Source organism: Kitasatospora mediocidica KCTC 9733, from assembly GCF_000744225.1.
GTDB classification, from domain to species: Bacteria; Actinomycetota; Actinomycetes; order Streptomycetales; family Streptomycetaceae; genus Kitasatospora; species Kitasatospora mediocidica.
Genome location: NZ_JQLN01000001.1, coordinates 304,594 through 328,708 on the forward strand (window position 1 = coordinate 304,594; position 24,115 = coordinate 328,708).

26 protein-coding genes, 1 tRNA gene and 2 pseudogenes are annotated in these 24,115 nt (G+C 70.9%); 15 read left to right on the forward strand and 14 right to left on the reverse strand.

The window, feature by feature from the left end:
• Positions 1 to 9: 9 nt before the first annotated feature.
• From BS80_RS01350 to BS80_RS01360, 3 genes are all read left to right on the forward strand, one after another.
• Positions 10 to 804 carry a glycerophosphodiester phosphodiesterase gene (locus tag BS80_RS01350; protein ID WP_035791680.1) on the forward strand — a complete coding sequence of 265 codons (795 nt, stop codon included), beginning with the start codon at positions 10 to 12 and terminating at the stop codon, positions 802 to 804.
• A 35-nt stretch (positions 805 to 839) separates the two neighbouring features.
• On the forward strand, positions 840 to 2,291 hold the full coding sequence (locus tag BS80_RS01355; protein WP_083974058.1) for an MFS transporter: 1,452 nt from the start codon (positions 840 to 842) through the stop codon (positions 2,289 to 2,291).
• 105 nt (positions 2,292 to 2,396) lie between these two features.
• Positions 2,397 to 3,053: a hypothetical protein gene (locus BS80_RS01360; RefSeq protein WP_035791682.1), complete on the forward strand. Its 657-nt coding sequence runs from the start codon at positions 2,397 to 2,399 to the stop codon at positions 3,051 to 3,053.
• 216 nt (positions 3,054 to 3,269) lie between these two features.
• Here the strand turns inward: BS80_RS01360 and BS80_RS01365 are convergent, their stop codons facing one another.
• Together BS80_RS01365 and BS80_RS01370 are read right to left on the reverse strand one after the other, a co-directional pair.
• Positions 3,270 to 4,511 (reverse strand): hypothetical protein, encoded by a 1,242-nt coding sequence (locus BS80_RS01365; RefSeq protein ID WP_035791685.1) that lies wholly within the window; start codon positions 4,509 to 4,511, stop codon positions 3,270 to 3,272.
• Positions 4,501 to 5,097 (reverse strand): SigE family RNA polymerase sigma factor, encoded by a 597-nt coding sequence (locus tag BS80_RS01370; RefSeq protein ID WP_063771860.1) that lies wholly within the window; start codon positions 5,095 to 5,097, stop codon positions 4,501 to 4,503. Before BS80_RS01370 ends, BS80_RS01365 begins: the two co-directional genes overlap by 11 nt.
• A gap of 231 nt (positions 5,098 to 5,328) precedes the next feature.
• On the opposite strand from BS80_RS01370, the gene BS80_RS01375 reads away from it, so the two are divergent.
• From BS80_RS01375 to BS80_RS01390, 4 genes are all read left to right on the forward strand, one after another.
• Positions 5,329 to 5,694, forward strand: coding sequence for a UBP-type zinc finger domain-containing protein (locus tag BS80_RS01375; protein ID WP_035791688.1), 366 nt, complete (start codon positions 5,329 to 5,331; stop codon positions 5,692 to 5,694).
• Positions 5,695 to 5,822: 128 nt separating this feature from the next.
• Positions 5,823 to 6,008 carry a hypothetical protein gene (locus tag BS80_RS01380; RefSeq protein ID WP_035791690.1) on the forward strand — a complete coding sequence of 62 codons (186 nt, stop codon included), beginning with the start codon at positions 5,823 to 5,825 and terminating at the stop codon, positions 6,006 to 6,008.
• 92 nt (positions 6,009 to 6,100) lie between these two features.
• Complete coding sequence (locus BS80_RS01385) at positions 6,101 to 6,505, forward strand: lipocalin/fatty-acid binding family protein (RefSeq protein WP_035791691.1); 405 nt, start codon at positions 6,101 to 6,103, stop codon at positions 6,503 to 6,505.
• A 132-nt stretch (positions 6,506 to 6,637) separates the two neighbouring features.
• Positions 6,638 to 7,885 (forward strand): MFS transporter, encoded by a 1,248-nt coding sequence (locus tag BS80_RS01390; protein ID WP_035791693.1) that lies wholly within the window; start codon positions 6,638 to 6,640, stop codon positions 7,883 to 7,885.
• A gap of 78 nt (positions 7,886 to 7,963) precedes the next feature.
• Here BS80_RS01390 and BS80_RS01395 read toward each other — a convergent pair whose 3' ends face one another.
• The 4 genes from BS80_RS01395 to BS80_RS01410 form a co-directional block, all read right to left on the reverse strand.
• Entirely contained in the window at positions 7,964 to 8,410 is a 447-nt protein-coding gene (locus BS80_RS01395) for a nitronate monooxygenase (protein WP_232246305.1), read from the reverse strand.
• Positions 8,411 to 8,493: 83 nt separating this feature from the next.
• Positions 8,494 to 9,264 (reverse strand): polyprenyl diphosphate synthase, encoded by a 771-nt coding sequence (uppS, locus tag BS80_RS01400; RefSeq protein ID WP_035791696.1) that lies wholly within the window; start codon positions 9,262 to 9,264, stop codon positions 8,494 to 8,496.
• Between the two features lie 190 nt (positions 9,265 to 9,454).
• Positions 9,455 to 10,243, reverse strand: a complete 789-nt coding sequence (locus BS80_RS01405) for a hypothetical protein (protein WP_035791699.1) — start codon at positions 10,241 to 10,243, stop codon at positions 9,455 to 9,457.
• Entirely contained in the window at positions 10,240 to 10,539 is a 300-nt protein-coding gene (locus BS80_RS01410) for a PadR family transcriptional regulator (protein WP_035791701.1), read from the reverse strand. The genes BS80_RS01405 and BS80_RS01410 overlap by 4 nt, the downstream gene beginning before the upstream one ends.
• A gap of 83 nt (positions 10,540 to 10,622) precedes the next feature.
• Between BS80_RS01410 and BS80_RS01415 the strand changes: the two genes are divergently transcribed.
• Both BS80_RS01415 and BS80_RS01420 read left to right on the forward strand, forming a co-directional pair.
• Positions 10,623 to 11,663: a hypothetical protein gene (locus tag BS80_RS01415; protein ID WP_157535744.1), complete on the forward strand. Its 1,041-nt coding sequence runs from the start codon at positions 10,623 to 10,625 to the stop codon at positions 11,661 to 11,663.
• The gene (locus BS80_RS01420) at positions 11,660 to 12,418 is read left to right on the forward strand and encodes a polyprenol monophosphomannose synthase (RefSeq protein ID WP_157535746.1); all 759 of its coding nucleotides are present in this window, start codon (positions 11,660 to 11,662) and stop codon (positions 12,416 to 12,418) included. The genes BS80_RS01415 and BS80_RS01420 overlap by 4 nt, the downstream gene beginning before the upstream one ends.
• A 515-nt stretch (positions 12,419 to 12,933) precedes the next feature.
• On the opposite strand, the gene BS80_RS01425 is transcribed toward BS80_RS01420, so the two are convergent.
• Positions 12,934 to 14,142 carry a S8 family peptidase gene (locus BS80_RS01425; protein WP_035791706.1) on the reverse strand — a complete coding sequence of 403 codons (1,209 nt, stop codon included), beginning with the start codon at positions 14,140 to 14,142 and terminating at the stop codon, positions 12,934 to 12,936.
• Between the two features lie 157 nt (positions 14,143 to 14,299).
• On the opposite strand from BS80_RS01425, the pseudogene BS80_RS42315 reads away from it, so the two are divergent.
• Positions 14,300 to 14,655, forward strand: a pseudogene (locus BS80_RS42315) (IS5 family transposase); the annotation flags it as partial.
• A gap of 1,049 nt (positions 14,656 to 15,704) precedes the next feature.
• Here BS80_RS42315 and BS80_RS01435 read toward each other — a convergent pair.
• The 3 genes and pseudogenes from BS80_RS01435 to BS80_RS43740 form a co-directional block, all read right to left on the reverse strand.
• Complete coding sequence (locus tag BS80_RS01435) at positions 15,705 to 16,433, reverse strand: SDR family oxidoreductase (RefSeq protein WP_035791712.1); 729 nt, start codon at positions 16,431 to 16,433, stop codon at positions 15,705 to 15,707.
• Between the two features lie 86 nt (positions 16,434 to 16,519).
• On the reverse strand, positions 16,520 to 17,203 hold the full coding sequence (locus tag BS80_RS01440; RefSeq protein ID WP_035791715.1) for an NUDIX domain-containing protein: 684 nt from the start codon (positions 17,201 to 17,203) through the stop codon (positions 16,520 to 16,522).
• 30 nt (positions 17,204 to 17,233) lie between these two features.
• A pseudogene (locus BS80_RS43740) lies at positions 17,234 to 17,319 on the reverse strand (DUF4406 domain-containing protein); the annotation flags it as partial.
• Positions 17,320 to 17,368: 49 nt separating this feature from the next.
• Between BS80_RS43740 and BS80_RS01445 the strand changes: the two are divergent.
• From BS80_RS01445 to BS80_RS01455, 3 genes are all read left to right on the forward strand, one after another.
• Positions 17,369 to 18,127, forward strand: a complete 759-nt coding sequence (locus BS80_RS01445) for a DeoR/GlpR family DNA-binding transcription regulator (RefSeq protein WP_035791719.1) — start codon at positions 17,369 to 17,371, stop codon at positions 18,125 to 18,127.
• A 216-nt stretch (positions 18,128 to 18,343) separates the two neighbouring features.
• Positions 18,344 to 19,573, forward strand: coding sequence for an ABC transporter substrate-binding protein (locus tag BS80_RS01450; protein WP_035791720.1), 1,230 nt, complete (start codon positions 18,344 to 18,346; stop codon positions 19,571 to 19,573).
• 192 nt (positions 19,574 to 19,765) lie between these two features.
• Positions 19,766 to 21,148 (forward strand): S1C family serine protease, encoded by a 1,383-nt coding sequence (locus tag BS80_RS01455; RefSeq protein ID WP_157535750.1) that lies wholly within the window; start codon positions 19,766 to 19,768, stop codon positions 21,146 to 21,148.
• 105 nt (positions 21,149 to 21,253) lie between these two features.
• Here the strand turns inward: BS80_RS01455 and BS80_RS40250 are convergent.
• Positions 21,254 to 21,342, reverse strand: a tRNA-Arg gene (locus BS80_RS40250).
• A gap of 269 nt (positions 21,343 to 21,611) precedes the next feature.
• Between BS80_RS40250 and BS80_RS40255 the strand changes: the two genes are divergently transcribed.
• Positions 21,612 to 21,764 carry a hypothetical protein gene (locus tag BS80_RS40255; protein WP_157535752.1) on the forward strand — a complete coding sequence of 51 codons (153 nt, stop codon included), beginning with the start codon at positions 21,612 to 21,614 and terminating at the stop codon, positions 21,762 to 21,764.
• A gap of 106 nt (positions 21,765 to 21,870) precedes the next feature.
• Here the strand turns inward: BS80_RS40255 and BS80_RS01460 are convergent, their stop codons facing one another.
• Together BS80_RS01460 and BS80_RS43980 are read right to left on the reverse strand one after the other, a co-directional pair.
• The gene (locus tag BS80_RS01460; RefSeq protein ID WP_035791723.1) at positions 21,871 to 22,299 is read right to left on the reverse strand and encodes a VOC family protein; all 429 of its coding nucleotides are present in this window, start codon (positions 22,297 to 22,299) and stop codon (positions 21,871 to 21,873) included.
• Between the two features lie 289 nt (positions 22,300 to 22,588).
• Positions 22,589 to 22,993 carry a hypothetical protein gene (locus BS80_RS43980; protein ID WP_408607328.1) on the reverse strand — a complete coding sequence of 135 codons (405 nt, stop codon included), beginning with the start codon at positions 22,991 to 22,993 and terminating at the stop codon, positions 22,589 to 22,591.
• A 97-nt stretch (positions 22,994 to 23,090) separates the two neighbouring features.
• Between BS80_RS43980 and BS80_RS01470 the strand changes: the two genes are divergently transcribed.
• A complete protein-coding gene (locus BS80_RS01470) occupies positions 23,091 to 23,396 on the forward strand; it encodes a DUF4193 domain-containing protein (RefSeq protein ID WP_035791728.1) in 306 nt (101 codons plus the stop codon).
• A gap of 66 nt (positions 23,397 to 23,462) precedes the next feature.
• On the opposite strand, the gene BS80_RS01475 is transcribed toward BS80_RS01470, so the two are convergent.
• Positions 23,463 to 24,107 carry an SRPBCC family protein gene (locus tag BS80_RS01475; RefSeq protein WP_035791730.1) on the reverse strand — a complete coding sequence of 215 codons (645 nt, stop codon included), beginning with the start codon at positions 24,105 to 24,107 and terminating at the stop codon, positions 23,463 to 23,465.
• Positions 24,108 to 24,115 lie beyond the last annotated feature (8 nt).

Genomic DNA, 24,115 nt, shown 5'->3' on the forward strand with positions numbered 1-24,115 from the left:
ACCCGCGACATGCTCTCCCGCCACCCCTATCTCGACCACCCCGGCCCGCTGGCCTTCGCCCACCGGGGCGGGTCGCTGGGCGGTCCGGAGAACTCCCTCGCCGCGTTCGCGCACGCCGTGGAACTGGGCTACCGGTATCTGGAGACCGACGCGCACGTCACCGCCGACGGGGTGCTGATCGCCTTCCACGACTCCCGGCTGGAGCGGGTCACCGACGGCGCGGGCGCGGTCAAGGACCTGCCCTGGCGGACGGTGGGTGCCGCCCGGATCGCGGGCACCGAACCGATCCCCCTGCTGGAGGACCTGCTGGGGGCCTTCCCCCGCACCCGCTTCAACATCGACGTCAAAGCCGCCCGCGCGGCCGGCCCGCTCGTCGAGGCGATCCGGCGCACCAACGCCTGGGACCGGGTCTGCGTGGGCTCGTTCTCCGATGCCCGCCTGGCCGCCGTCCGGGCGGCCGCCGGAGCACGGCTGGCCACCTCACTGGGACCGCGCGCCGTCCTTGGCCTGCGGCTGCGCTCGCTGGCCCAGCGGACGCAGCCGCGGTCCCAGGCGTCAGCCCCGGCCCCGGCGAGGCAGCAGGCGCTGTGCGTCCAGGTGCCCCGCTCCTGGGCAGGGCTGCCGGTGGTCGACCGGGCCTTCGTCCGCACCGCCCACCGCCTCGGCCTGCAGGTCCACGTCTGGACCGTCGACGACCCGGACCAGATCAGGGCCCTGCTGGACCTGGGCGTGGATGGCATCATGGCGGACCACATCGACATCCTGCGCGATGTCCTCATCGAGCGCGGCTGCTGGACCGGATGACCGGCGCACAGCACCCCCGGCAAGAGACGAGCACCATGACCACGGACCGGGACGCCGGCGTCCACCTCGCACCGACCGCTGCGGACACCACCACACCCACCACCGCCACGGCAGCGCAGGAGGCGACGCAGCAAGCGGCGCAGGAGGCGGGCACCGGCGCGCTGCGCCGGATACGGCTGGGCTGGTACTTCAACGACTGGGCCAACTCCGCCTTCTCCGCGACGGTCCTCACCGTCTTCCTCGGCCCCTACCTGACGACCGTCGCCCAGGCGGGCGCCGACTCCCACGGCAACGTCCACCCGCTGGGCATCACCGTCCGGGCCGGGTCGTTCTTCCCGTACACGGTCTCGGCCTCCGTCCTGCTGTCGGTGGTCGCGATGATGCTGGTCGCCTCGTTCGCCGACCGCACCGGGCGCCACAAGGAACTGATGTGCGCCTTCGCCTACGTGGGCGCGGCCGCGACCGTGGGCATGTTCTTCCTCGCGGGCGACCGCTACCTGCTGGGCGGCGCCCTGCTGATGATTGCCAACATCGCCTACGCGGTCTCGGTCGCCCTCTCGTACTCGTTCCTGCCCGCCCTGGCCTCACCCGACGAACGCGACGCCGTCTCCTCCCGGGGCTGGGCATTCGGCTACGCCGGTGGCGGGCTGCTGCTGATCGTCAACCTGGCACTGTTCGAGGGCCGGGCGAGCCTGGGACTGTCCTCGGGCACCGCGGTGCGACTGTGCCTCGCCTCGGCGGGCCTGTGGTGGGCGGCGTTCACCGTACTGCCCATGCTCCGCCTGCCCTCACGCGCCACAACCCCCCGCACCACGGCCACTACCCCCTCCGCGGCCACCGAGCGGACCGGGAGCCTGCGCGAGCTGGCTGGCACACTGCGCGGGATGCGCCGCTACCCGCTGACGCTGCTCTTCCTCGCCGCCTTCCTCTGCTACAACGACGGCATCCAGACCGTGGTCTCCCAGGCCTCCCTCTACGGCAGCCAGGAACTGGGCATGAGCGAAACCGTCCTGGTGGCGGCCGTGCTGACGGTACAGATCGTGGCCATCGCCGGCGCCCTGCTCCTCGGACGCCTCGCCCGCCGCTACGGCGCCAAGCGCACCGTCCTGGGCTCCCTGGTGGGCTGGACGATCACCCTCGCCCTGGGCTACGTCATGCCCGCCCACCAGCCGCTCTGGTTCTTCGCCCTGGCCTGCATGATCGGCCTCGTCCTCGGCGGAAGCCAGGCACTGTCCCGCTCCCTCTTCTCCCACCTCGTCCCGGCGGGCAAGGAGGCGGAGTACTTCAGCCTCTACAAGATCAGCGACCGCGGCACCAGCTGGATGGGACCGCTGGTCTTCGGCCTGGCCTACCAACTCACCGGCAGCTACCGCTCGGCGATCATCTCCCTGCTGGTGTTCTTCGTCATCGGCTTCGCCCTCCTGCTGCGCGTCCCGGTCCGCCGGGCCATCGCGGCAGTCGGCAACCCGGTCCCACAACGCCTCTGACGAGCGCGACCCGACAAGGGCCACGTCACGGACCCCCTCTGGTTCGCCTACGCCCGATGTGATGAGATGTGCGCTCACGGTCATGGTCGCTGGTGGGGGTGCGATGTGCTCAGGAGTGGACGGCTGCTCACGCTGGACGAGGACGCGGTACAACTGGCCGCCGCGGGCCTGATACGGCTGGGAGTCCACCAACGCGGGGACACAACAACCGGGGCCGCCGCGTGGCAGACCCGCGCCGGCTCGTTCGCCCACGCATGGCTGGCCTTCGGCGACACACCGGGCGGCCCCGGCCTACGGGTACCGGCCACAGCGGTGCTGCGCTCACTCGTCCACAGCTCCGCGCAACTCCTCATCCGAGCCCACGACGGACACCGTCCGGCCGTCCTCGAATGGCTGGGCCTGCGCTCGGCCCAAGCCCGCGAACAGGCCCACCACGCACAGGTGACCCACCCGGCGCAACCCACCGCCCTCGCCCTGGTCTGGCACGGCGTCCAAGCCCTCACCACCGACGGCGAACCCGGCCACCACCAGCGCATCGACGAACGGTACGAGGCCTACATCCGCGAGCACCACCACCGCCAGGACACCCTCGCGCTGATCCTGGCCTGCGCCCGGCTCGCCGCCACCACACTGACCGAGCTCAACCGCCACCACCCACACCAGACGGACGAACATCTGAACGAACACACCGCCCGCCACCTGCCCCTGCACACCCCCGCACCCCACTGGGTCCCGGCACGACCCCCACAACCCACCACCTGACCAGAGTGAGGCGCGTTTGCTCGACCACGGGGTCCGCGCGTGCGTCCGGCCCGCAGGTTTCCCTGCGGGCCGGACGCACGCGTGTCGGGTGCTCTCGTGTCGGGTGCTCTCGTGTCCGGTGCTCTCGTGTCCGGTGCTCTCGTGTCCGGTGCTCTCGTGTCCGGTGCTCTCGTGTCCGGTGCTCTAGCGTCGGGTGCTCTAGCGTCGGGTGCTTGGTCAGGAGCGCCAGGCAGGGTCGGTGGCGATGGCCTTCAGTTGCTCCGGGCTGAGCGCCGGGGTACCGGGCCGGGCCGTGTAGCCGTTCTCGCCGTTCCACTCGTAGAGGGACACATGGCGGCCGTCCGGGTAGTAGACGTCGGCCGTCCAGTGGAGGACGGGGTCGGTCGCGGTCTTGCCGTTGCCGAAGCGGTTGGTGACCACGAGGGTTCCGTCGGCCAGCTTCTCGCGCACCTCCAGCGGAGTGCTGGGGCTGGTCTCGGTGGACGCCTCGGCCTGCTTGCCCTTGTCCGACGCCGGATCCACCCCGACCTGCACCATGCTGGTACGCCCGTCCAGGGTCACCGTGAGGTCCGCCTGGTCCGAGCCCTTCGGGGTCGATGACGTGGCCCCGGCCGGGAGCATCCGTACCAGCTTGGTGAGCAGCTCGGCCGCACTCGGGCCGGCCACCGGCGTCGGCGTGGCCGGGGCAGGGGCGTTCTTCACGGGCGCCAGCGCCGCGAAAACCCGCTCCCAGGACGCGGCCGTGACGAAGGCCGTGAGCTGTTGCGAGCTCAGCGGCGGGTTCGGCCGGTCCGCGCCGGCCGGCTGCCCGTTGTACTCGATCACCGACACCCGACGGCCGTCCGGAGCCGCCCAGGTGGCCCGCCACTCCAGGCCACCGGGAGTGTTCTGGGACCGCAGCTTGTCGATCACCATGACCGCGCCACCCGGCAGCTCGGTCCGGTCGCAGGAATCCTGCGGCATGGTGAAACCGTCCATGCAGACGGCGCCCGCCGCGGGCGTCAGATCCGTCCGCTCGGCGCGGTATTCGAAGATGCTCGCGCCGGCGCCGTCGTCGAACATCAGCGTGCCGCCGGTTCCGGACCCGGCGACCGCGCCCTGACCCGTCCCGCCCGCCGTGATCACCGACACCTTCCCCGGCGGGAGCAGGGCCGTGACGAGGGAGACCACCTCCTGCTCCGACATCGGCACCGGCTTCTGCGACACCGTCCCGACCGGACCGGCGGTGCGGGACGGGCCACGGCCGACCGCCATGAAACCCCCCGCCCCGGCGAGCACCAGCACCGCGAGGCCGCCCGCCACCGCGGTGCGCCGGCGGCGACGCCAGCGGCGCCCGTACTGCTGCGCTCCGGCCGTCAGGCGATGGCCGAGCACCTCAGGCGCCAGCTCGGCCGCCCCCTGCAGGGCGCGGGCGAAGCCGTCCGCGAAGTCGTCCTCGAGGTCGTGGTCAGTTGACATGACGCAGCACCGCCTTCTGGGTGGACGAGCTAGTACCGGGGGCCCGCCGCACGGCCGCGCCGAAGTCGTCGGCGAAGTCGTCGGCGAGGGCGACACGCATCCGGGCCAGCGCCCGGCTGCTGCGTGTACGCACGGCGGCCGAGCTCAGGCGCAGCGCGGCCGCCGTCTCCTCGACGCTGCGGTCCTCCCAGAACCGCAGCACCAGCACCGCGCGGTCCTTCGCCGCAAGCTCGCCCAACGCGCGCAGCAGGGTCAGCCGCAGCGCCGGGTCCGGATCGTCGACGGCGACGTCGGGGAACTCGGCGGTGACCCGCTCGGAGGCACTGCGCCGTCTACGGTGGGAGAGGAAGGTGTTGACCAGAACGGTCTGGGCGTAGCCGCTCGGGTTCTCCAGCCGCTCGATCTTGTGCCACTTCACGAAGATCCGGCCCAACGCCTCCTGGACGAGGTCCTCCGCGAGGTAGGCGTCACCGCCCGTCAACAGGAATGCGGTCCGCAGCAGCTGTCGCCCGCGTGAGGCGACGAAGTCCGGGAACTCCGGTGACCGGGATCCGGCCGGGGAGTCCGCACTCGATGATTGATCCATACCTACATAACGTTCCACCCCCTCGATTATGTGACGTAACGACTGGTCAAAGCCGCCAGCGGCGGCGGTGCTCACCGGCCTTGGCAGGACGAATCCCAGCGGGTCGCCGTGACCTTGATGGCGCTGGTGCGGTTCACCTGTCATGACGACCGTGACCGTCCTGTCCCCACGGTGACCAGCACCGCGGCGAACTCCAGGGCGCGTCCACACCAGGCGACAGGAGTCCCCACCATGACCGACCCCAACACCGGCATCGACGGAGTCGACCCCGGCGCCCCGCCCTCCGGCACCGGCTGCGTCGAGTGCGACGCGGCGGGCGGCTGGTGGTTCCACCTGCGGCGCTGCGCCCAGTGCGGGCACATCGGCTGCTGCGACTCCTCCCCCGCCCAGCACGCCACCGCGCACTGGACGTCCACCGGCCACCCCCTGATCCAGAGCTTCGAACCGGGTGAGGACTGGTTCTGGGACTACGGCGCCAACGCCCTCTACGAAGCCGGTCCCGAGCTGGCGCCCCCGGTCAGCCACCCCGCCGACCAGCCGACGCCGGGTCCGGCCGACCGGCTCCCGCCGGACTGGACGAGCAAGCTGCACAGCTGAACGGGAGCCTCCCCCGATTCCAGCGCACGGCAGCCGAGCTGACCGAACTGGGACGGCAACTCTACGAACTGCTCGCGCAGTTCCCCGGATATGTCGCCGCTCAGGTCGGCTGGGATCCGGAATGACTCGTGGACCCCGCTGAGCTCCGCAACGAGTGGTCGGCCGAACTGAGCGACGGCAGCCTCCACGGGCTCGTGCTCTGCGACAAGCTGCACGCGGAACTGGGCCTGAGCGCCGACTACGAAGTGTTCCAGCCCGGATACCGATGGATACCGTATCGCGGGGAGGGGCCGAGCGGGTTCACGGCCGACTGACGAAACAAGCCCGGCCCAGGCCGACTTCGCGGTCCCGGTCGAGGCAGCGTGCCATGCTGACCGACGATCACCATCCATCGGAGGAGGACCTCATGGCGGACCTGGACACCCAGCCGACCGGCACGTTCACGTTGGTCTCGGACGACAACTACGACGAGTACCTCAGGGCCCGAGGCGCCGACGCGGTCATGATCGAGCTGGCCCGGTCGGTCAAGCCGACCGTCACGATCGCCGTCGAGGGGGGCTCGGTGAGGTTCACCGTGGGGAGCGCCGTCAAGACCCTGGTGTGGGAGTTCACGCCCGGCCAGGAGCAGCAGATCGAGCTGATGAACGGCACTTCGGTCAAGGCGGTCCTGACGAGCGAGCGCGGACAGTGGATCATCAGAGAGCTGGGGAGCCCCGACACCGTCCAGGTGTGGGAGATGGCCGACGGCGAACTGAGGAGCACGCTGACCTACGGAGACGTCGGATGCGTCCGCACCTACGCGGCCGCGTGACACATCTTCTGGAGTGGCCGGGGATCTTCTCCTCGGCCACGGCGTTCGGCGGCTGACCGGCCGCTTCGGTCCGGGCGGCCTACGGTGGAAGGGATGTGCGACCCCGTCGTCGATCCCGCAGGTGAGGCAGCCATGACGAACCCCGCCGGCGCCCCGACCACGCAGGCGGCCGACCCGCGCCCGGAGCGGCGGGCCCGGTGGTCGGCCGCCGCCGTGGCCTTCGCCTTCTGGACCACGATGGCCGGCACCACCGCGCCGACGCCGCTGTATCCGCTCTACCAGGAGGCGTTCGGGCTCACCGCGTTCACCGTCACGGTGGTCTTCGCCGTCTACGCGCTCGGCGTGGTGGCGGGGCTGTTGCTCTTCGGACGGCTCTCCGACCAGGTGGGCCGCCGTCCGGTCCTGATGGGCGCGACGCTGGTGGCGATGGCCGCCGCCACCGTTCTGCTGCTGACGCGGAACCTCCCGGTGATGCTCGTCGGGCGGGTCCTGTCGGGGTTTGCCGCTGCCCTGATCACCGGGGCCGCCACCGCCGCGCTCAGCGAGGTCATCCCGCCCGGCGGCCGGATCCGCCCGGCGACCGCGGCGCTGGTGGCCAATATGGGCGGCCTGGCCGGCGGCACGCTGCTGGCCGGCATCCTGGCCGACCTGGCGCCGGCGCCGCTGCGCACCCCGTGGGCCGTCCTGCTGGTCCTCTCCGCGATCGCGCTGGCCGGGGTCGCCGCCACCCGGGAGAGTTCCGCGCAGCGCCCGGGGTTCGCCCTCCGGGTGCAGGCGCTGCGGATCCCGGCCGGGATCCGCCCGGCCTTCCTGCGGGCGGCGATGGCCACCGGCGCGGGCTTCGCCGTGCTGGGCGTGCTGACCGCCGTCACCGGGCTGTTCCTGGGCGGCGAGCTGCACCTGCACAGTCACTCGCTCACCGGCCTGGTGGTCGCCGCCGCCTTCGCCTGCACGGCACTGGGCCAGCCGCTGGGCCGCGCCATCCCGGCCGGGCGCGCCCTGCCCACCGCGTGCCTGGGCCTGGTCGCGGGCGCCGCGCTGATCGCCACCGCGATGGCCACCACCGCGCTCGCGCCACTGATCCTGGGCGCTGCGGTGAACGGCCTGGCCACCGGCGTCGCGATGGCCGACGGCCTGACCACGATCACCACCCGCACCGCGCCCGGGGAGCGCGGGGAGGCCGTCTCGACCTTCTTCGCGATCCTCTACACCATGCTCGCGCTGCCCGCGATCGGCGTCGGCGTGCTGATCCGCGCCACCAGCCTGCGGCCGGCGGGCGAGGTCTTCAGCGCCCTGGTGGCCGCGCTCGCACTGGCCGTCCTGCTCAGCCTGACGCGCGCGGGCGGCGACCACCCGAACCAGGACGCCCGGGCAGGGTAGACAGCGTCGGTCGCGCACTCCGCCCGCGCGCTGGCGTGTGCCCGGCCTACGGGTGGTAAGCCTGGGTGATCGAGGTGATCACATTCTGGCTGTTGGCCGTGATGAGGTACTGATTGTTGAATCGGTCCCCTGCGCCACGATGGCGTCGGCGCCCACGTCCACGGCCAGCCTGGCCTCGTCCAGATCGGCGACCTGGACGATCAGAGCCGCGTCCGTCCGGCGGATCTGGTCGACGAACGGCCTCGGGTCGCCGAAGGACAACATCACCGCCGCAGGGTTGAACTCCAGCGCGTGCTGCACCGCGCCGGCATCGATCGCCCAGGCCAGAAAGCCGACACCCCACGGCTGGTCGGTGCTCTCCGAGACGATCGGCAGTTCGCGCTCCAGCCAAGCCCGGTCCCAGTACGCACCGCCCAGCAGCCCGAGGCCGCCTGCCTGGGAGACGGCCGCAGCCGGCGCGCCCCCGGCCGAGCCACCCATCGGTGCCAGCACGATCGGGTGCCGCACACCCAGCAACTCCGTCAACTCTGTTCCGTCAGCAGTGGAAAACGCGGTCATCATTTCTCCGGTCTGGATCTGACACGTGGTCGCCAGGTGGCGGTCCGGCCTCAGCCGCCGTAGCGCCGCTGCCTGGCGGCGAAACTTCGTACGGCGCGCAGGAAATCGATCTCGCGGAACGCGGGCCAGTAGGCCTCGCAGAAGTACAGCTCCGAGTAAGCGCTCTGCCAGAGGAGGAAGTTCGACAGGCGCTGTTCGCCGCTGGTGCGGATGACCAGGTCGGGGTCGGGCTGGCCGGCGGTGTACAGATGCGGTGTGATGTCGTCGACGGTCAGGGTGTCGGCGACATCGGTCAGTGACCCGCCGGCCTCGGCCCGCTCGTACATCAGCTCGCGCAGGGCGTCGATGACCTCCTGCCGGCCGCCGTAGCCGACGGCGAGGGTGACGTGGGCTCCGGTGGTGCAGGTGCGGGTCGCCTCGACCGCCTCCTTGAGCGCGCGGGCGGTGCTGTCGGGCAGGGCGTCGAGCATTCCGGCGAGGTGGACCTGCCATCGGGCGTTCGGCCTGGTGAGTCGGTCGGCCACCACCTGTTCGATCAGCTGCATCAGGAAGGCGACCTCGGTGTCGCCGCGGCGCTGGAGGTTCTCGGTCGAGCAGAGGAATACGGTGATGTGCTTGATCTCGAGTGCCTCGCACCAGGAAAGGACCTCCTCGACGTGCTCGGCGCCCACCTTGTGGCCGAGGCTGGGGTTGGCCAGGCCCATCTGCCGGGCCCAGCGGCGGTTGCCGTCCATGATCAGACCTACGTGCTTGGGTAGGGGGCCCGTCATGACCTGGCGGCGCAGGCGGCGGGTGTAGAGGGTGCGGAGCAGGTCAGGCATGAGCACCGTCCAAATGGTTGAGGGTGATCGGCAGTTCGGGCGGGACCGAGTGCACGGTCTGCGCACGGACGGTTGGGCCTGCCGGGGCCGGAGACGGCAAGTCCGGGGCGGTGGCGGGCGACCGGCCACGACGACCGGCCGCCCAGCGAGAGGGTTCACAGCTCCTGGCGCTGTGCGTGGGGGCTGAGCTTCAGTTGACTGACGGCAGGTCGCGCAAGTCGCGCAGGGTCCCCGCGCACACGGCTGTCAACAGCAGCAGGCCCACGCCTACGGTGGCGCCGAGCAGATGGAAGCTGCTGTCGGCCGCCGAGACTCCGAGGATGGTCGCGCCGCCGGTCGCGCTGGCGGCGGCCAGCGTCCAGACGCCGGCGCGCAGCCGTCCAGCGTGCGGCGGCACGACCGCGTCCGCGCCGACGCCGGTGAAGATCCGGGGGATCTGGATCGCGCCCAGTCCCAGCGCGATCCACCAGCCGGCGAGCACGGCGGCCCGCAGGGTAGACGGCGAGGCCATCGGGTCGATGCCACCGTGCACGACGGTCACCACGCTCGTGCCGAGCACCGTCGGCACGGTGAGGCGCCGAACGGCCCACCACAGCAGCGTGATCGTGGCACTCATGGTCGGCCGGGGCCGGGGTGCGACCAGCGCGATCCCGAGCAACAACAGAGCGGTGCAGCCGTGCATGATCCCGCTGCGGGCGAGACCGGACGACAGCGGGTCGCCCTGTTCGGCCGTGAGGTGGCTGAGGAACCAGGCGGCGAGCGCGACCGTGATTCCCATGGTCGCGATTCGCCTCTGCCGCTGCGCCGGGGAGTCGGCCGGCCAGAGCGCCGGGTGCAGCCACATGTCGACGATGCCCACGATCAGGTTGGGCCACGACTTCCAGCCCGCGCCCCGGGCCTCGTCCTCCACCATGGTGCCCCAGCGCTCGCGGAAGGCGTCCGGGTAGAGCCTGACCAGGCTTCGGGCGACGACGCTCACGCCGGGTTCACCCCCAGGCGCCGCAGCCCGGCGTTCGCCACCCGGGCCATGGTACGCAGTTCGTGTTCCAGCACCTCACGGCCGAGGGGTGTGAGCCGTACCGGGCGCTGGCGCCCCTGTCCGTCGAGCGGCTCGATCAGCTGCTTGGACTCCAGCCGGGTCAGGGCCCCGTACAGGCTGCCGGGCCCAAGCCGCTCCCCGGCCAGCTCCTCGATAGCCGCGTTGATCGCGTAGCCGTGCAGCGGTCCGTCTGCCAGCGCGCAGAGCACCAGCGTCTGGGCATCGTTGGCTTGCATGTCGTTCCCTTCGTTCTGACGCCGCACCATACTACGCGACATGAACTACGTGCCACGTAGTACGCGGTGTGTACTATCGCGCCATGCGCGAGAACATGACGCACCATCACATCCAAGTCCTGCCTGTCGGACACCGCGCGCGGCCGGCGACAGCTGCGGCGCTGTGGACCTCCCTCGGGAGCGCCGGTGTCCTCACGGTGTTCGCCTACGTCACGACGCAAGTGCACGTCGTACGGGCGGGCAGCCCCTGGCAGAGCGACCCGTACGACACGGTCGTCACCTTCACGATGTTCTTCGTCCCGCTGCTCGGCTCGGCCGGCGCGGTGCGGGCGCTGCTGTGCCGCCGCGACGAACCGCTGCCGCTGTACCGGGTGGAGCAGTTGCTGCGGGCCGCGCTGGTCTGCACGCTGCTCGTGGCGGCAACGGCCGCCACCGACTGGGCGGCCGTGGCCGCACGCGCGGACCGTGAGCTCTGGAACCGCGGCACACCCTGGCTGATCGCCTCACTGGTGCCACTCACCGGGGTGGCGGTCGCGGGGCTGCTGCTACATCGGCGAGCGGTCCGACTGCTGCCGAAGCCGCCCGACGGGGGCCGCCACCGACCGGATGGGGACTGGCTCGACGACATCGCACCCCTGGCGGACGCACTCGCACGCCACTCGCACGCGGTGCGCGGACTCGCTGCCGGGGCCGACTGGAGCCACGTGCTCGTCTTCGTCCGCCGCCGATTCACCGCGCTCGCTGCGGCGGCCGCCATCGCTGCGGGCCTGTTGGTCGCCACAGGGCTGGCGCTGGGCGAGGGTTGGCCCGGACCGCTGCTCTACGCCGTCGAAACCACCGTGTTCGCGGGCGGCACCTTCGCCTTCCTGGGGATCTGCAACAGCGTCCTTCGGCTCGCTGCACCCCGCACCGCGCCGAAAGCACGACGGGCCGCCCGGACAGCCGGCACCGTGGGGACGGCGACCCTGCCGGTCCTGCTGGCACTGCGGGACGCGATGTGGCGCGCCCTGGGGCTCGGCAGCCAGGTCGACTCCGTCGGACAGTTGGCGGCCGCCACACTCGCCGGCGCACTGTTCACAGGCGCCATCGCCTTCGGCGTGACGCTGATCGGAGCCGCAGAATGACGATGGCACACGGATTCCCGAAGGTCACGGTCGTCGTCCCGACCTACAACGAGCGGGACAACCTGCCCCGGCTCGTCGGCATGCTCCTCGCCCTGCGGCTGCCGAACCTGCATGTACTCGTGGTCGACGACAACTCTCCGGACGGCACGGGTGACGTCGCCGACAAACTGTCACTCGAATCCTCGGGGATCGTCGGGGTGTTGCACCGCACCGAGAAGGACGGACTGGGCCGCGCCTACATCGCCGGCATCACCCGTGCACTCGACGAGGGCGCCGACATCGTGATTCAGATGGACGCCGACCTCTCCCACCCGGCGGAGGCCGTCCCCGAAATGGTGGCCGCTCTGTCCAGCACGGACGCGGCAGCGGTGATCGGGTCCCGCTACGTGCCGGGCGGCTCGGTCGCCGCAGAATGGCCGTGGCACCGCCGGGCGTTGTCCGCGTGGGCGAACCTGTACGTCAACACCATCCTGCACCTGCGAGTGAAGGACGCGACGGCCGGCTTCAAAGCGTGGCGAGCGGAGACCCTGCGAAAGATCCACGTCCATTCGATCCGGAGCAACGGCTATGCGTTCCAGGTCGAGATGAACCACCGGACGGTCAGGCAGGGCCTGCGCATCGCCGAGATTCCAATCCGATTCGAGGAACGGAACGCCGGCAGCTCGAAGATCAGCCTTGGGGTGCAGATCGAATCCGCCCTCATGCCGTGGAAACTACTGTTCGACAGACACGCTGACAATACCCGCTGCCGGTAGTGAGCGGCGCACTGGGAAATGTCTCGATTTCACGGGGAAGGCACTTGTCCCGCGTGCTGCGTGAACGCACGTCAACGAATCGGGTCTGTTGACCCCTTCCGAACACCCACCACCTGAGCCCTCGAAACCTGCGGGGCTGCTCTGGTGTACCTCGCACCGGGGCGGCCCCGCCCTACTGCCAGCCTCGGGACCGGGAGAGCTGAACACAAGCACTTGACAGGGAAGGAGGCCGGCCTTCGAGCCCTGTGGCCGGTGCTGCTTCCGGACCCAGACCGGCAGCGATCCGCACTGGCGCTGGGGGGCTGTACTGGGTTTTGGGTGGGGCGGGTGAAGTCTGGGTCTTGACGTGGGACTGCCCCGCGGGCCGTCGAGCTGGGCGTCGAGCAACTGCCGGGCGGCTAAGCCCGCGGTGGCCTCGGCGGCTGCCGCGGGCTCGGTGATTCGTGACGGGAAGCCCCCGCTGCCCTGCCGAAGTCCCTGTGCGGCGGGCAGCGGGGGGCCGTGTGCGAGCCGGGTCAGAGGCCGCCGGTGTACAGCAGTTCGTTGGGGCTGGACTTGCTGACGGTCAGGACGTCCTTCGTGCTTTCAGTGGAGAGCCACAGCGCGAGGTCTTCGGGGGTCGCGTCGGAGTGCCCGGCGAGGTAGAGGGCTACGGTGCCGGTGACGTGCGGGGCGGCCATGGCAGTGCCGCTCTGGACGACGCTGCCGCCGCCGAGCTTGGCGGAGGTGATGTCCTTGCCGGGCGCGTACAGCGAGACGCACTGGCCGTAGTTGCTGAAGTCGGTCTCCTCGTCGTACTTGTCGGTCGCGCCGACGGTGATGACCCGTGTGGCGGAGGCGGGGGAGGAGAAGCAGGCGTCCCGGGCGCCGTTGCCGCCGGAGACGACGGGCAGGATGCCCGCAGTGGAGAGCGCGTTGGCGGCCTTGTTGATCGTTTCGTTCCTGTCCCCGCCGACGGAGATGTTGGCGACTGCGGGCTTCTTGGCGTTGGCCGCCACCCAGTCGAGGCCGGCGATGAGCTGCTCGTTGGTGCCCTGGCCGTCACAACCCACGACGCGGACGCTGACCAGGTTCACCTTGCGGGCGACGCCGTAGGTCTTGCCGCCGACGATGCCGGCGACGTGGGTGCCGACGCCGCTGCAGTCGACACCGTTCTTCCCGTCGCCGACGGTGTCGGTGCCCAGGGTGGCGCGGCCCTCGAACTCGTCGTGGCCGAAGTCGATGCCGGTGCCGATCATGTAGGCGGTGACGCCGGCGCCGTTGCCCTCGACGTTGAACTCCCCGTCACCGGTACCTGCGGTCTTGTCCCAGTCGTGCTGGTCGATACGGTCCAGGCCCCAGCTGGCGGCCACTGCCCGCTTGTCCCGGGCGGGCGAGGCGGTGGCCTCCTGGGCGCCGGCACGGCCGTTCTCCTCGACGGTCTCCACCCCGGACAGGGAACGCACTTGCTCCAACTGCGCTGCGTCCAGGCGGGCGGAGAACCCGTTCAGGACGTGGCGGTAGGTGTGCAGCGGCTCGACACCCCCGACCCTGGCCGCCACCTTCGCTGGGTCCAGGCCCTTGTCGAGGGTGACGATGTACTCGCCGGGAACAGCCATGGTAGTTCGGTGCAGGGGAGCCGGAACGGCCCGCGCGGACGGGCCGTCGGCTGCCGCTCCCTGCGCGGCGGCCAAGGGAATGATCAGCAGGAGGGCGGCGGACGCGCAGCGCGCGGACAGTCGCATGAATGCTCCGTTCACGAAAGGGGACCGCCCCGGGACAGGGACTGCCCCGCACGTGACGGTCACCTGATTCATCGTCCGTCTGCGCACCTTCCTTGAGCACGGCGCGCCGCAGAAGCCTGCTCGGTTTCCGGTTGGCGGACCGGTCGTTGACCCGGCCGTGGAGGACAGGGGCAGGGGCGATCGCACGGATGCGCAGTGGGAGCGGCTTCGGCCGCACCTGCCGGTGGGCACCGGGCGGTGCGGCAGGTGGCGCGACCACCGGCAGGTGATCAACGGGGTGCTGCACCGGATTCGGACCGTGTGCCGTGGCGTGACCTCCCGCACCGCTACGGGCCGTGGAAGACCGTCGCCGAGCGGCATCGGCGGTGGTCGGCGGACGGTACCTGGGCTCTGGTGCTCCGTCGGCTCCAGGCCAACGCCGACGCGGAAGGTGACATCGACTGGGAGATCGCGGTCGACTCCACATCCGTGCGCGCCCACCAGCACGCTGCTGGGACCCGCCGTACAGTGCCGATGCCCCTGCAGTCGGGCGATACGCCAGTACCTGCGGCGACGCGGGATACGCCACAGCATCCCCGGGAGGTCCGCATCCCACCTCGACCCCACCCTTCTACTCCCCGCCCGCTACACAACCTTGCCCTCCAGCCGTTGCCATCCGGAGTGAACGGCGCGCTCGTCCACCGTGTCTCCGGCGCTCCCGGCGGCCCCCTCGACGTCACCTTGCTCCCCGCCAACGCCCCGAGACTCCCCCTCGGCCGCATCCAGCCTGCACTGGGAGCCCGCCCCACCCGCAGGCTGGATGGTCACCGCTCACCTCGGCCTGGCGACCTCCGAGGTGCTCCTCTCCTCCTGGCCTGCTGCCCCCGACGACTAGCCACATCTGGTCCGCCCGACCGTCTACGAGGTGACCGGCCTGTGCGCCGCCCTCGCGGTGGCCACGGCCGCCCTCGATCTGTCCAAGCGCTCCAGCGAGGTCTGACCGATCCTGCGGACAGCCGCCCACGCCCACCGGCGGGGGCGGCCTTCTGCGTGCCCGCCCGTGCGTTGCGTACGCTCATCACCGACGAACGGAGGAGCCTGTGCCCGCGTAGCGATTTCTGGAACGCCTTCCCGCCCGTCAACCGGCGGAGTAGTCGTATTCCGAAGTGGCGTATTCCACCTAGTGATCACAGCAGGTCAAGTACGGACTGGGAGCCCACGGGACCGATGAGGACCCCGTATCTCCCGGGAAGGAGACGGGGTCCTCAGTCGGCAATTCAGAGCCCTAGACTCCGAGCGGCGCACAGACGGCGTAGGTTGTGACGGTAAGACTGATCCCATCGGGGATTCTCTGCGAAGTAGCGGCACTTCCCACCCACGATTTCCCATCGATCGAAGGCTGCGACTGGATAACCGCGAAGACACCGGGCGGGAATCCCGTCTGGATGCTCACTCCCCCGCCAATGGCCTGCTCCGTGACAGCACAGGTAGCGGTGGCCGGGTAATTCGCACCGGACCGTGCGCTCGGAGTGCTGACCGTTGCCGTGACGATGTGCGTGACGCCGGCGCAATCAGACCTCCCGTCAGACCTGTTCGAAGTGGAACGCCTTGATGAAGCAGTCACGGGGCTGGGCGACTGCGAAGACGATGCACTCCACGAGCGAGTGCGCCGTGAGGGCGTTCTTGGAGTCGCGCGGGGTGGTGTCCCACTCGTCGGAGAGCGGGTCGGCGTTGTCGAAGTCGGGCGGGTAGAGCGATATCACCCGGACTCCCTGGGGTCGCAGGCGCTTGGAGAGGATGTCGGTGAACCCTGCCTGGGCGCTCTTGGCCGCGTAGAAGGCGTCGTGGGCGTCCGAGCGGTGATGGCCCGCTGTTCCGCAGGCGGAGACCATCGTCACGATGTCCGGCCTGTCCGAGTTGAGCAGGAGCGGGAGGAAGTTCTTCACGGTCAGGACCGTGCCGGTGGCACCGGAGGCGAGGGTGTCGATGACGTCCGTATCGGTTGCGGAGAGCAGATCCGGCCCTTCGAGCCAGCGGGAGCCGTTGTTGACGAGCAGGTCGACGCGGTCGGTGTGCCGCGCGACGCCGGAGGCGAAGTCGCGGATGGAGGCGGGGTCCGTCAGGTCGCAGGCGAAGGCGTGGACCCGCTGATGGCCACGCTCGCGTATCTCGTCGCGGACACGTTCGGCGGCGTCCAGTCCACGAGCGGAGAGGAAAACCTCGGCACCGAGGTCCGCGAGCCGGATGGCCAGGGTCCGCCCGAAGTCGCGGCCGGCGGCGGTGATGACGACGCGGTGGTTGTCGAATCTCATGGTGTCGCTCCTGGTTCGTGGATCGGTTGTCGCAGTGCGGTGCGTCAGGTCGGCGGGGCCTGCCACGCGTGGCAGGGGCGGCGCTGTCAGCGGTAGCGGTCGTCGACTGCGGGGGCGAACGGGCCGTCCAGGGCCGCCCATTGCAGGAGCAGGATGGTCTTGCCGTCGGTGATGCGGCCGTCGCGGGTCATGGCGAGGGCTTCGGCGAAGGGCAGTTCGAGGACCTCGATGTCTTCGCCGTCCTCTTCGAGCCCGCCGCCGGTACCGGTCCGGTCGGCGGGAGCGTAGGGGGCGGCGAAGAAGTGGAGGCGTTCGGTGACGGAGCCGGGGCTCATGAAGGCGTCGAGGACGTGGGTGAGCGGGCCGAGGGTGACGCCGAGTTCCTCGGCGCTCTCGCGTCGGACGGCGGCCGGCGGGTCGTCCGCGTCGAGCAGCCCCGCGGCGGCTTCGACGAGCATGCCGTCGGGGTGGTCGTTGACGTAGGCCGGGTAGCGGAACTGGCGGGTGAGCAGGACGCAGCGGCGTTGGGTGTCGTAGGGCAGGACGACCGCGCCGTTGCCGCGGTCGTAGGTCTCGCGCTGCTGGGTGACCCAACGTCCGTCGCGGCGACGGTAGTCGAAGGTGGTCCGTCGCAGGACGTGCCAGCCCCGGGAGGTGAGTTCGACGTCGCGGATCACGATGTCGGGGTTGCGGTCCAGGTCGCGTCCAGCGTGGTCGAGGCCGGTGCGGCCGCGGTGGTCGGGGGTGTCGATGCCGGGACGGTGGTTCACGCGTGCCCCTGCTGGGTGAGGGACGGGATCGAGGTTGGCGGCCATGGCGTGCGGTCGCCGTCGGTGCCGGAGCGGTAGGGCCCGGCGATGAGGATGAGCATGGGTTTGTCGGTCATGACGGGTTACCATACATGCAGAACCGTGCAAGAACAGGAGAGAATGTGCATGCTGGCTGCTGAACGGCGCGACCACCTACTGGCGCTGCTCGCTCGCGAGGGCAAGATCATCGCCAAGGACGTCGCCGCCGAACTGGGGATCTCCGAGGACAGCGTCCGGCGCGACCTTCGCGATCTCGCGGGAGAGGGGCTGTGCCAGCGGGTCTACGGCGGGGCGTTGCCCGTGTCGCCGGCCGTGGTGGACTATCACGCCCGGCAGGCCGTGGCCCCGGACGGCAAGCGGAAGGTCGCCGCGGTGGCCGCCGGGCTGGTGCGGCCCGGCGGCGCACTGATCCTCGACGGCGGCACCACCGCCTTGGCCGTCGTCCACGCGCTCCCGCAGGACCTGGCGTGCACCGTGATCACGCACAGTCCGACGATCGCCGCCGCCCTGCTCGACCATCCGCAGGCGGAGGTGTTCCTGCTCGGTGGCCGGATCTTCAAGCACTCGGCGGTCGCCTGCGGCGCGGCCGCGGTCGAGGCGGCGCAGAACGTCTCCGCCGACCTCTGCCTGCTCGGCGTCACGGGCGTGCACCCCGAGGCGGGACTGACCACCGGCGACCCGGAGGAGGCGGCCATGAAGCGCGCCCTCGCCGCACGGGCCGCGGACACCTATGTGCTCGCCTCCTCCGAGAAGATCGGCACCGCTTCGCGGTTCCGCGTCCTGCCCTTCGAGGAGATCAGCGGACTGATCACCGATGCCGCCCCGCACGACCCGGTGATCGAGCAACTCGCGGCGCGCGGCGTCGAGATCCTGATGACCGACTGACCGACTGACCGACGGGCTGACCGACCGACGGGTTGACCGACCAGCCGGTCGAATGACAGGTACAGGCAAACACGGTGGCCGCGCGACGGCCCGGTGGGCACTCGTCCGCTGTTATCGGGGTGTCCTCCTGGCGTTCAACCCCCGTATCTCCCTCCTTGCGTCGTGCCGGATTGGCTGAGCCGATCATCTGCGCGGCAGTTCGAGGAAGGCACCCCCATGAGCAGCTGGACCCGGCCCGGAAGTGCGATCGCGGCGATCGCCCTGCTCCCCGCGCTGCTCGCCGCCTCCGGTTGCGCCGGCTCGGCCGGTGCCACCGGGGCCGACTACACGGTGATGACCTGGGCCCCGTCGGGCACCGGCGCCTTCGACCGGCCCGGCGTCACCGCGGTGGCGGAGGCCATCGGGCGGGACGTGAACACCAAGGGCCTCGGCGGACACCGGCTGCGGGTGATCACCTGCAACGAACACAACACCGTGGACGGCGGCACCGCCTGCGTACGGCAGGCGGTGGACAACAAGGTGATCGCCGTCATCGGCTCCTACAGCCTCAACAGCGACAGCCTGCTGCCCGGTCTGGAAGCCGCCCGGATCCCCTACATCGGCGGATACGGCCTCTCCGGCGCCGAGTTCAGCAGCCCGCTCTCCTACCCCGTGGCCGGCGGCACCCCCACACTCGTCGCCGGCAACGGCCGCCAACTCGTCGCCGCCGGCTGCCGGACCATCGCGCTGGTGCGCCCGGACACCGCCGCCGGCGACACGCTCACGGGATATCTGGGCGCCGCGGTGCGCCCCGCCGGGGTCAAACTGGTGGACGTGCGGGTCAGCGAGCAGTCCCCCGACTACGGCGACGCGGCCCGCAAGGCGCTGGGCGACGACCGGACCGGCACCTGCGCCAGCGACGCCCTCGCCCCCGAGCAGAGCGCGAAACTCCTCGACGCCTACGGGAAGTTGGCACCCAAGCACACCCTGCTGGGCGCGCTGATCGGCAGCGTCCCGCAGTCCGTCGTCGGCTCCCAGGGCAGCGCCGGCGGCCCGTTGGACAACGCGTACGTCGCCGGCTGGTACCCGCCCACCTCCTCGCACGCGTGGGACGCGCTGCGTGCCCTGGTGGGCGGCGACAACGGGATCGACCCCTCCGACCTCGCGGTGCAGACCACCTGGATCGCCTACCAGGTCTTCCTCGGAGCCGCCCAACACCTCCAGGACGCCGGCACGCCACTGACCGCCAAGTCCCTGCGCGACCAGCTGGACAGCGGCGACACCCTCAACACCGGGGGCGTCACACCCCCGCTCAGCTGGGGCGACATGCTCCCCAGCCCCGACTCCCCCCGCCTCACCAACACCTGGATCACCTACCAGCAGGTCAAGGCGGGTCAACTCACGCAGCAGCAGAGCGGCTTCCTCGACATGCGGTGGGTCCTCACCGGCGGCAAGCCGCCGCAGTGAGCAGGGTCCGGGTGAGCCGTCGCCGCTCGGGGCGCGGCTGCTTCGCGTGAGCCTCCTTAAGGAGAAGCTCATCCGCTGCTTACGCTGTTCATGCCCCCCGGCTCGCATCATGGAGGGAGAAGGCACCAACTCGGCCCGCAGGGGCCGCTAGCTGTCCGGGTGCCTTCGTCGAGATCTTCCGATGGAGCCGTCATGAGCGGAAATCAGGAAGCAGGGACACCGGTCCCCTCCACGGGCACGGACCACACCGGCCAGAGCGCCCCGCCCGGCGGCTGGGGACCGCCGCCGCAGCCGCAGACGATGCGCCCCGGCCCTCCCCCACCCCCGCCCGGGCCGTCCGCCGCCGGGCCGTCCGGGGCCGGGCTGCCGCCGATGCCGCCGTATCCGCCGTCTGCCGCGCCGAGCGGCTTCGGCTGGCCCCCGCCCCCGCCACCCCGGCGGCACGGGAGGCGCGGCTACCTGGTGCTGCTGGCCGCGGTGCTCGTGGCCGGCGCGGCCGGCATCGGGGTCGACCGGGCACTGTGGCACTCACCGGCCACCACGAGTGCCTCACCGGCCGGCGCGGCGCCGCCGTACGCTCCCGCAGCCGGCGGCAGTGGCAGCAGCAGCGGCGTGGCCGGCGATGTCGCCGCCCGGGTGGATCCGAGCCTGGTGGACATCAACGTCACGCTCGGCTACCAGGGCGGTCAGGCGGCCGGAACCGGCATCGTGCTCACCTCCACCGGCGAGGTGCTCACCAACAACCACGTGATCGACGGCGCCTCCTCCGTCACCGCGACCGACGTGGGCAACGGCCGCACCTACACGGCCACCGTGGTCGGCTACGACCGCACCGGCGACCTGGCGGTCCTGCAGCTGAAGGACGCCTCCGGCCTGGCGACGGCGAAACTGGGCGACTCCTCGAAGGTCGCGGTGGGCACGGCGGTGACGGCCATCGGAAACGCCGGCGGCACCGACCAGACCCCCTCGGCGGCAGCGGGCAACGTGACCGCCCTCAACCAGTCGGTCACCGCCAGCGACCAGGAGAGCGGCACCGACGAACAGCTGACCGGAATGATCCAGGTCGACGCGAACGTCCAGCCCGGCGACTCCGGCGGCGCACTGGTCGACTCCTCCGGCGCCGTCATCGGTATCAACACCGCCGGCGCCACCGCGGGCGACGCCCAACAACAGTCACCGCCGCAGGCCTTCGCGATCCCGATCGGCACCGCACTGCCCGTCGTCCACCAGATCACCTCGGGCATGGCCGGCACGAACGTGCACCTGGGACCGACGGCCTTCCTCGGCGTGGAGGTCGCGACAGGCCCGAGCTCGGCACAGGGAACGGGCACAGGTGCGGGCAGCGGCGGCGTGCTGATAGCAGGCGTGATCGCAGGCTCCCCCGCCGCGCAGTCGGCACTCACCGCAGGCGACGAGATCACCAGCGTCGACGGGCAGCCCGTCAACAGCCCGGACGCGCTGACCAACCTGATGACCAGTCAAGTACCCGGCCACCAGGTGACGGTCCAATGGACCGACGCCAACGGGGCACAGGCAAGCGCGACACTCACGCTGGCCAGCGGTCCGGCCGGCTGACCCCACGGGTGAGGCCGAGGGTACGGCGCGGGTGGGGCCGGACGCGGGGGTGGGGGCCGGGTGTGGAGCCGCAGCCGCAGCTGCGGCTCCACACCCGGCCTGCGGCGGAGAAGGCAGGATTCGAACCTGCGTGGGCTTGCACCCGACCTGGACCGCAGTCCCGGTCCCCGATCAACCACTCCGGGCACCTCTCCCCGAGACCAGCCGCCCGAGTTCTGCGGCCCGTCCCTGTGCCAACGACTATGGCCCACCCCTCTGACCCGCGCCTGACCGGACCCTGACCCGCGCCTGACCCGCCTGACGACGGGGCCAACCCCTTCGATTTACAGGCCGTTCGCTGAACCGAAGGGAAAATGAAAGGCGTTGGTTGCGTTTGGGTGTAGAATTTGAAGCACGAGGGCGGCCTCCGGGACCGGCATCGCGGTGATGCCGACGGACCGCTCGCAACCAGGGGGAGTTCACCATGACCTACCAACTCGACGTCGCACGCGCCACGCTCGACGAGCGCCTGCGGGAGGCCGAGAAGCACCGCATCGTCCACGCGATCCGGCTCAAGGACCGCGCCGAGCGCACCATCCGACGCGCACACCAGGCCCTCACCGACCTGACCGCGTGAACACCGCGACCGCAACGGGCCGTCACCGAACCAACGGTGACGGCCCGTTCCGCTTCCCCCGGACAGTGCCCCCCGGACCGACAGGACCCCGGACAGTGGCCTTGACCTACGGGCGGTCGTAGGGCCGGGTCATGACCTCCATGTTGTGACCGTCCGGGTCCTCGAAGTAGGCGCCGCGACCGCCGAACCACCCGTTGGTCCGGCCGGGCTCCGTGTGGCTGGGGTCGGCGTAGTAGGTGACCCCGAGCGCCTCCAGGCGGGCGATCACCGCGTCGAACTGCTCGTCAGGGATGAGGAAGGCGTAGTGCTGTGACTGGATCGGCTCGTTCCTCTTCTCGTAGTAGTCGAGCGTCACGCCGTTGCCCAGGTCGACGGGCAGGAACGGCCCGAACGGGGCGCCGACCGTCAAGCCCAGGACCACGGCGAGGAACTCGGCAGACAGGTGCCGGTCGCTTGCGTAGACAGCCGTGTGGTTCAGCTGGACGCCAACCGTCGGCAGTTCGGATTCATGCGGGTACTGCTGCGCATAGGGCATCGGTGGTATCTCTCCGGTCTTGGGATCCGCTGGAACGGCGCACCGGATGCGGGCGCCGGGAGCTAAGACTCGAAGAAGATGGCGGGGCTCTCGCCCGCCTCGGGCTCACCCCGAGGCCGGGAACCTCACTCGTGCGTGGCCCATGGCCGACCCGGCAGTCACCCGACCGACCTTAGCGATCGCCACAGCCGGGGACAACACCATCGGCGGTAAGCGAGCTGAGGTAGCCGTATCCGCCCTTGTCACAGCGGGTCGGCACGGCGCTGCTGATCACCACCCGATAGGCGCCCTAGTCGCTCTCGCCGCTGTTCCGGTTGAGGCTCCGGCGGCGGTTCCTCCTGGCCAGGCGCAGCAGTTCGCCAGCGGCGAGCGTCACGTTCGCCGCCACCCGGGCCCAGCGGGGTCCGCCGCGCTCCGCCCACACCACACACGCGCACCCGCCGACGGCGAGCGCCAAGACACCGAGCAGCACCAGTCCGATCATGTCCCCTACCTCTGCATCGATTCGTGCGGCCAGGACCAGGCGGCAGAAGCCACCGGTCGTCAGACTCCCCCGGTCCCCTGCCCCCAGCCAACATCTCACAACCGAGGAGGCCGGGGAGGCGAGCGACACCGCGAACGCAGGCGCACCGCGCGCCTCCGTTCGCACATTGGCCCCGAAAACCGCGATCATGGGGTCCTCGTCGTCAGCCACGTCATCCGAGCAGAGCAGCGCACGGTGCCGACGGCCCGGCGACGAGGCAGACTCACCCAGATCCCCACCCACCGCTTCTCACCGAAAAGGCACCACCGTGGCAACCGACTACGACGCCCCACGCAACACCGGCGACGACTCCAACGACGACAGCATCGAAGAACTCAAGGGCCGCCGCGACGACAAGACCGGCTCCGCCGTCGACCTCGACGTCGAAGCCGTCGAAGGCATCGAACTCCCCGGCGCCGACCTCTCCGGCGAAGAACTCACCGTCCGGGTCATCCCGCTCCAGCAGGACGAGTTCACCTGCATGACCTGCTTCCTCGTCCACCACCGCACCCAACTCGCCGGACAGGACAAGAACAACCAACCCATCTGCCGCGACTGCTCCCCCAACGACTGACCACCGACCCACCCAGGTCCGGCACCGAACCCCCACCTCACAACAGGCCCGGCCGGGCGTCCCGTGTCAGCGGCGATCGAGCGGTTGGTCGCCGGACCGGGCTTCGGCGGCGGCCTTCAGGTCGCGCAGCCAGGCGTCGAGGCCCGCTGCGAGGATCCTGGTCGCGGCGGTGGGGTCGGCGTCGACCTGGGCACCGGCGTGGGTCTCCTCGGTCCGCACCAGGACGCCGCCCTTGACCTGGGTGAAGTTCCACACGTGAACGCCGTTGATGAGCAGTCCGCCGGCAGTGGCGGGGCCGGTCCAACGGATGCAGGAGTCGCGCCGGATCTGCTCGACCGTCGAGGTGACGACCACGGTGACGGCGGGAGTCGTGGCAGTGGCAGGTACCGGCGTCGTCCACCGGAACGCCGAACCGGTCCGCAGGGGTCCGTGGTCGAGGCGCTGCGCGGTGTTGACGGCCGCCTGCCAGGACGGCCATCGCTCCACGTCGGTCTGCAGCTTCCAGACGGTGTCGAGCGGCGCGTGGATCATGGTCTGGGTCCGGTAGCGAACGACGGCGCCGGGGTCGACGCCTGCACCTCGGCAGGTGATGGACGGGCGGGGGTGGGCGGCAGCGGCCCCGGCCGGCGCGACGGCGGTACCGAGGACGCCGAGGACGAGCGGGACGGTGATCAGGGCAGCGCGGAGCCTGGTGCTGCGGATGCCGGACATGGCGTTCC

Coding starts and splice junctions, on each gene's coding strand:
- BS80_RS01350 (WP_035791680.1), top strand. CDS start 10: ATGCTCTCCCGCCACCCCTATCTCGACCACCCCGGCCCGCTGGCCTTC.
- BS80_RS01355 (WP_083974058.1), top strand. CDS start 840: ATGACCACGGACCGGGACGCCGGCGTCCACCTCGCACCGACCGCTGCG.
- BS80_RS01365 (WP_035791685.1), bottom strand. CDS start 4,511: ATGTCAACTGACCACGACCTCGAGGACGACTTCGCGGACGGCTTCGCC.
- BS80_RS01370 (WP_063771860.1), bottom strand. CDS start 5,097: ATGGATCAATCATCGAGTGCGGACTCCCCGGCCGGATCCCGGTCACCG.
- BS80_RS01375 (WP_035791688.1), top strand. CDS start 5,329: ATGACCGACCCCAACACCGGCATCGACGGAGTCGACCCCGGCGCCCCG.
- BS80_RS01385 (WP_035791691.1), top strand. CDS start 6,101: ATGGCGGACCTGGACACCCAGCCGACCGGCACGTTCACGTTGGTCTCG.
- BS80_RS01390 (WP_035791693.1), top strand. CDS start 6,638: ATGACGAACCCCGCCGGCGCCCCGACCACGCAGGCGGCCGACCCGCGC.
- uppS (WP_035791696.1), bottom strand. CDS start 9,264: ATGCCTGACCTGCTCCGCACCCTCTACACCCGCCGCCTGCGCCGCCAG.
- BS80_RS01410 (WP_035791701.1), bottom strand. CDS start 10,539: ATGCAAGCCAACGATGCCCAGACGCTGGTGCTCTGCGCGCTGGCAGAC.
- BS80_RS01415 (WP_157535744.1), top strand. CDS start 10,623: ATGCGCGAGAACATGACGCACCATCACATCCAAGTCCTGCCTGTCGGA.
- BS80_RS01420 (WP_157535746.1), top strand. CDS start 11,660: ATGACGATGGCACACGGATTCCCGAAGGTCACGGTCGTCGTCCCGACC.
- BS80_RS01425 (WP_035791706.1), bottom strand. CDS start 14,142: ATGCGACTGTCCGCGCGCTGCGCGTCCGCCGCCCTCCTGCTGATCATT.
- BS80_RS01435 (WP_035791712.1), bottom strand. CDS start 16,433: ATGAGATTCGACAACCACCGCGTCGTCATCACCGCCGCCGGCCGCGAC.
- BS80_RS01445 (WP_035791719.1), top strand. CDS start 17,369: ATGCTGGCTGCTGAACGGCGCGACCACCTACTGGCGCTGCTCGCTCGC.
- BS80_RS01450 (WP_035791720.1), top strand. CDS start 18,344: ATGAGCAGCTGGACCCGGCCCGGAAGTGCGATCGCGGCGATCGCCCTG.
- BS80_RS01455 (WP_157535750.1), top strand. CDS start 19,766: ATGAGCGGAAATCAGGAAGCAGGGACACCGGTCCCCTCCACGGGCACG.
- BS80_RS40255 (WP_157535752.1), top strand. CDS start 21,612: ATGACCTACCAACTCGACGTCGCACGCGCCACGCTCGACGAGCGCCTG.
- BS80_RS01460 (WP_035791723.1), bottom strand. CDS start 22,299: ATGCCCTATGCGCAGCAGTACCCGCATGAATCCGAACTGCCGACGGTT.
- BS80_RS01475 (WP_035791730.1), bottom strand. CDS start 24,107: ATGTCCGGCATCCGCAGCACCAGGCTCCGCGCTGCCCTGATCACCGTC.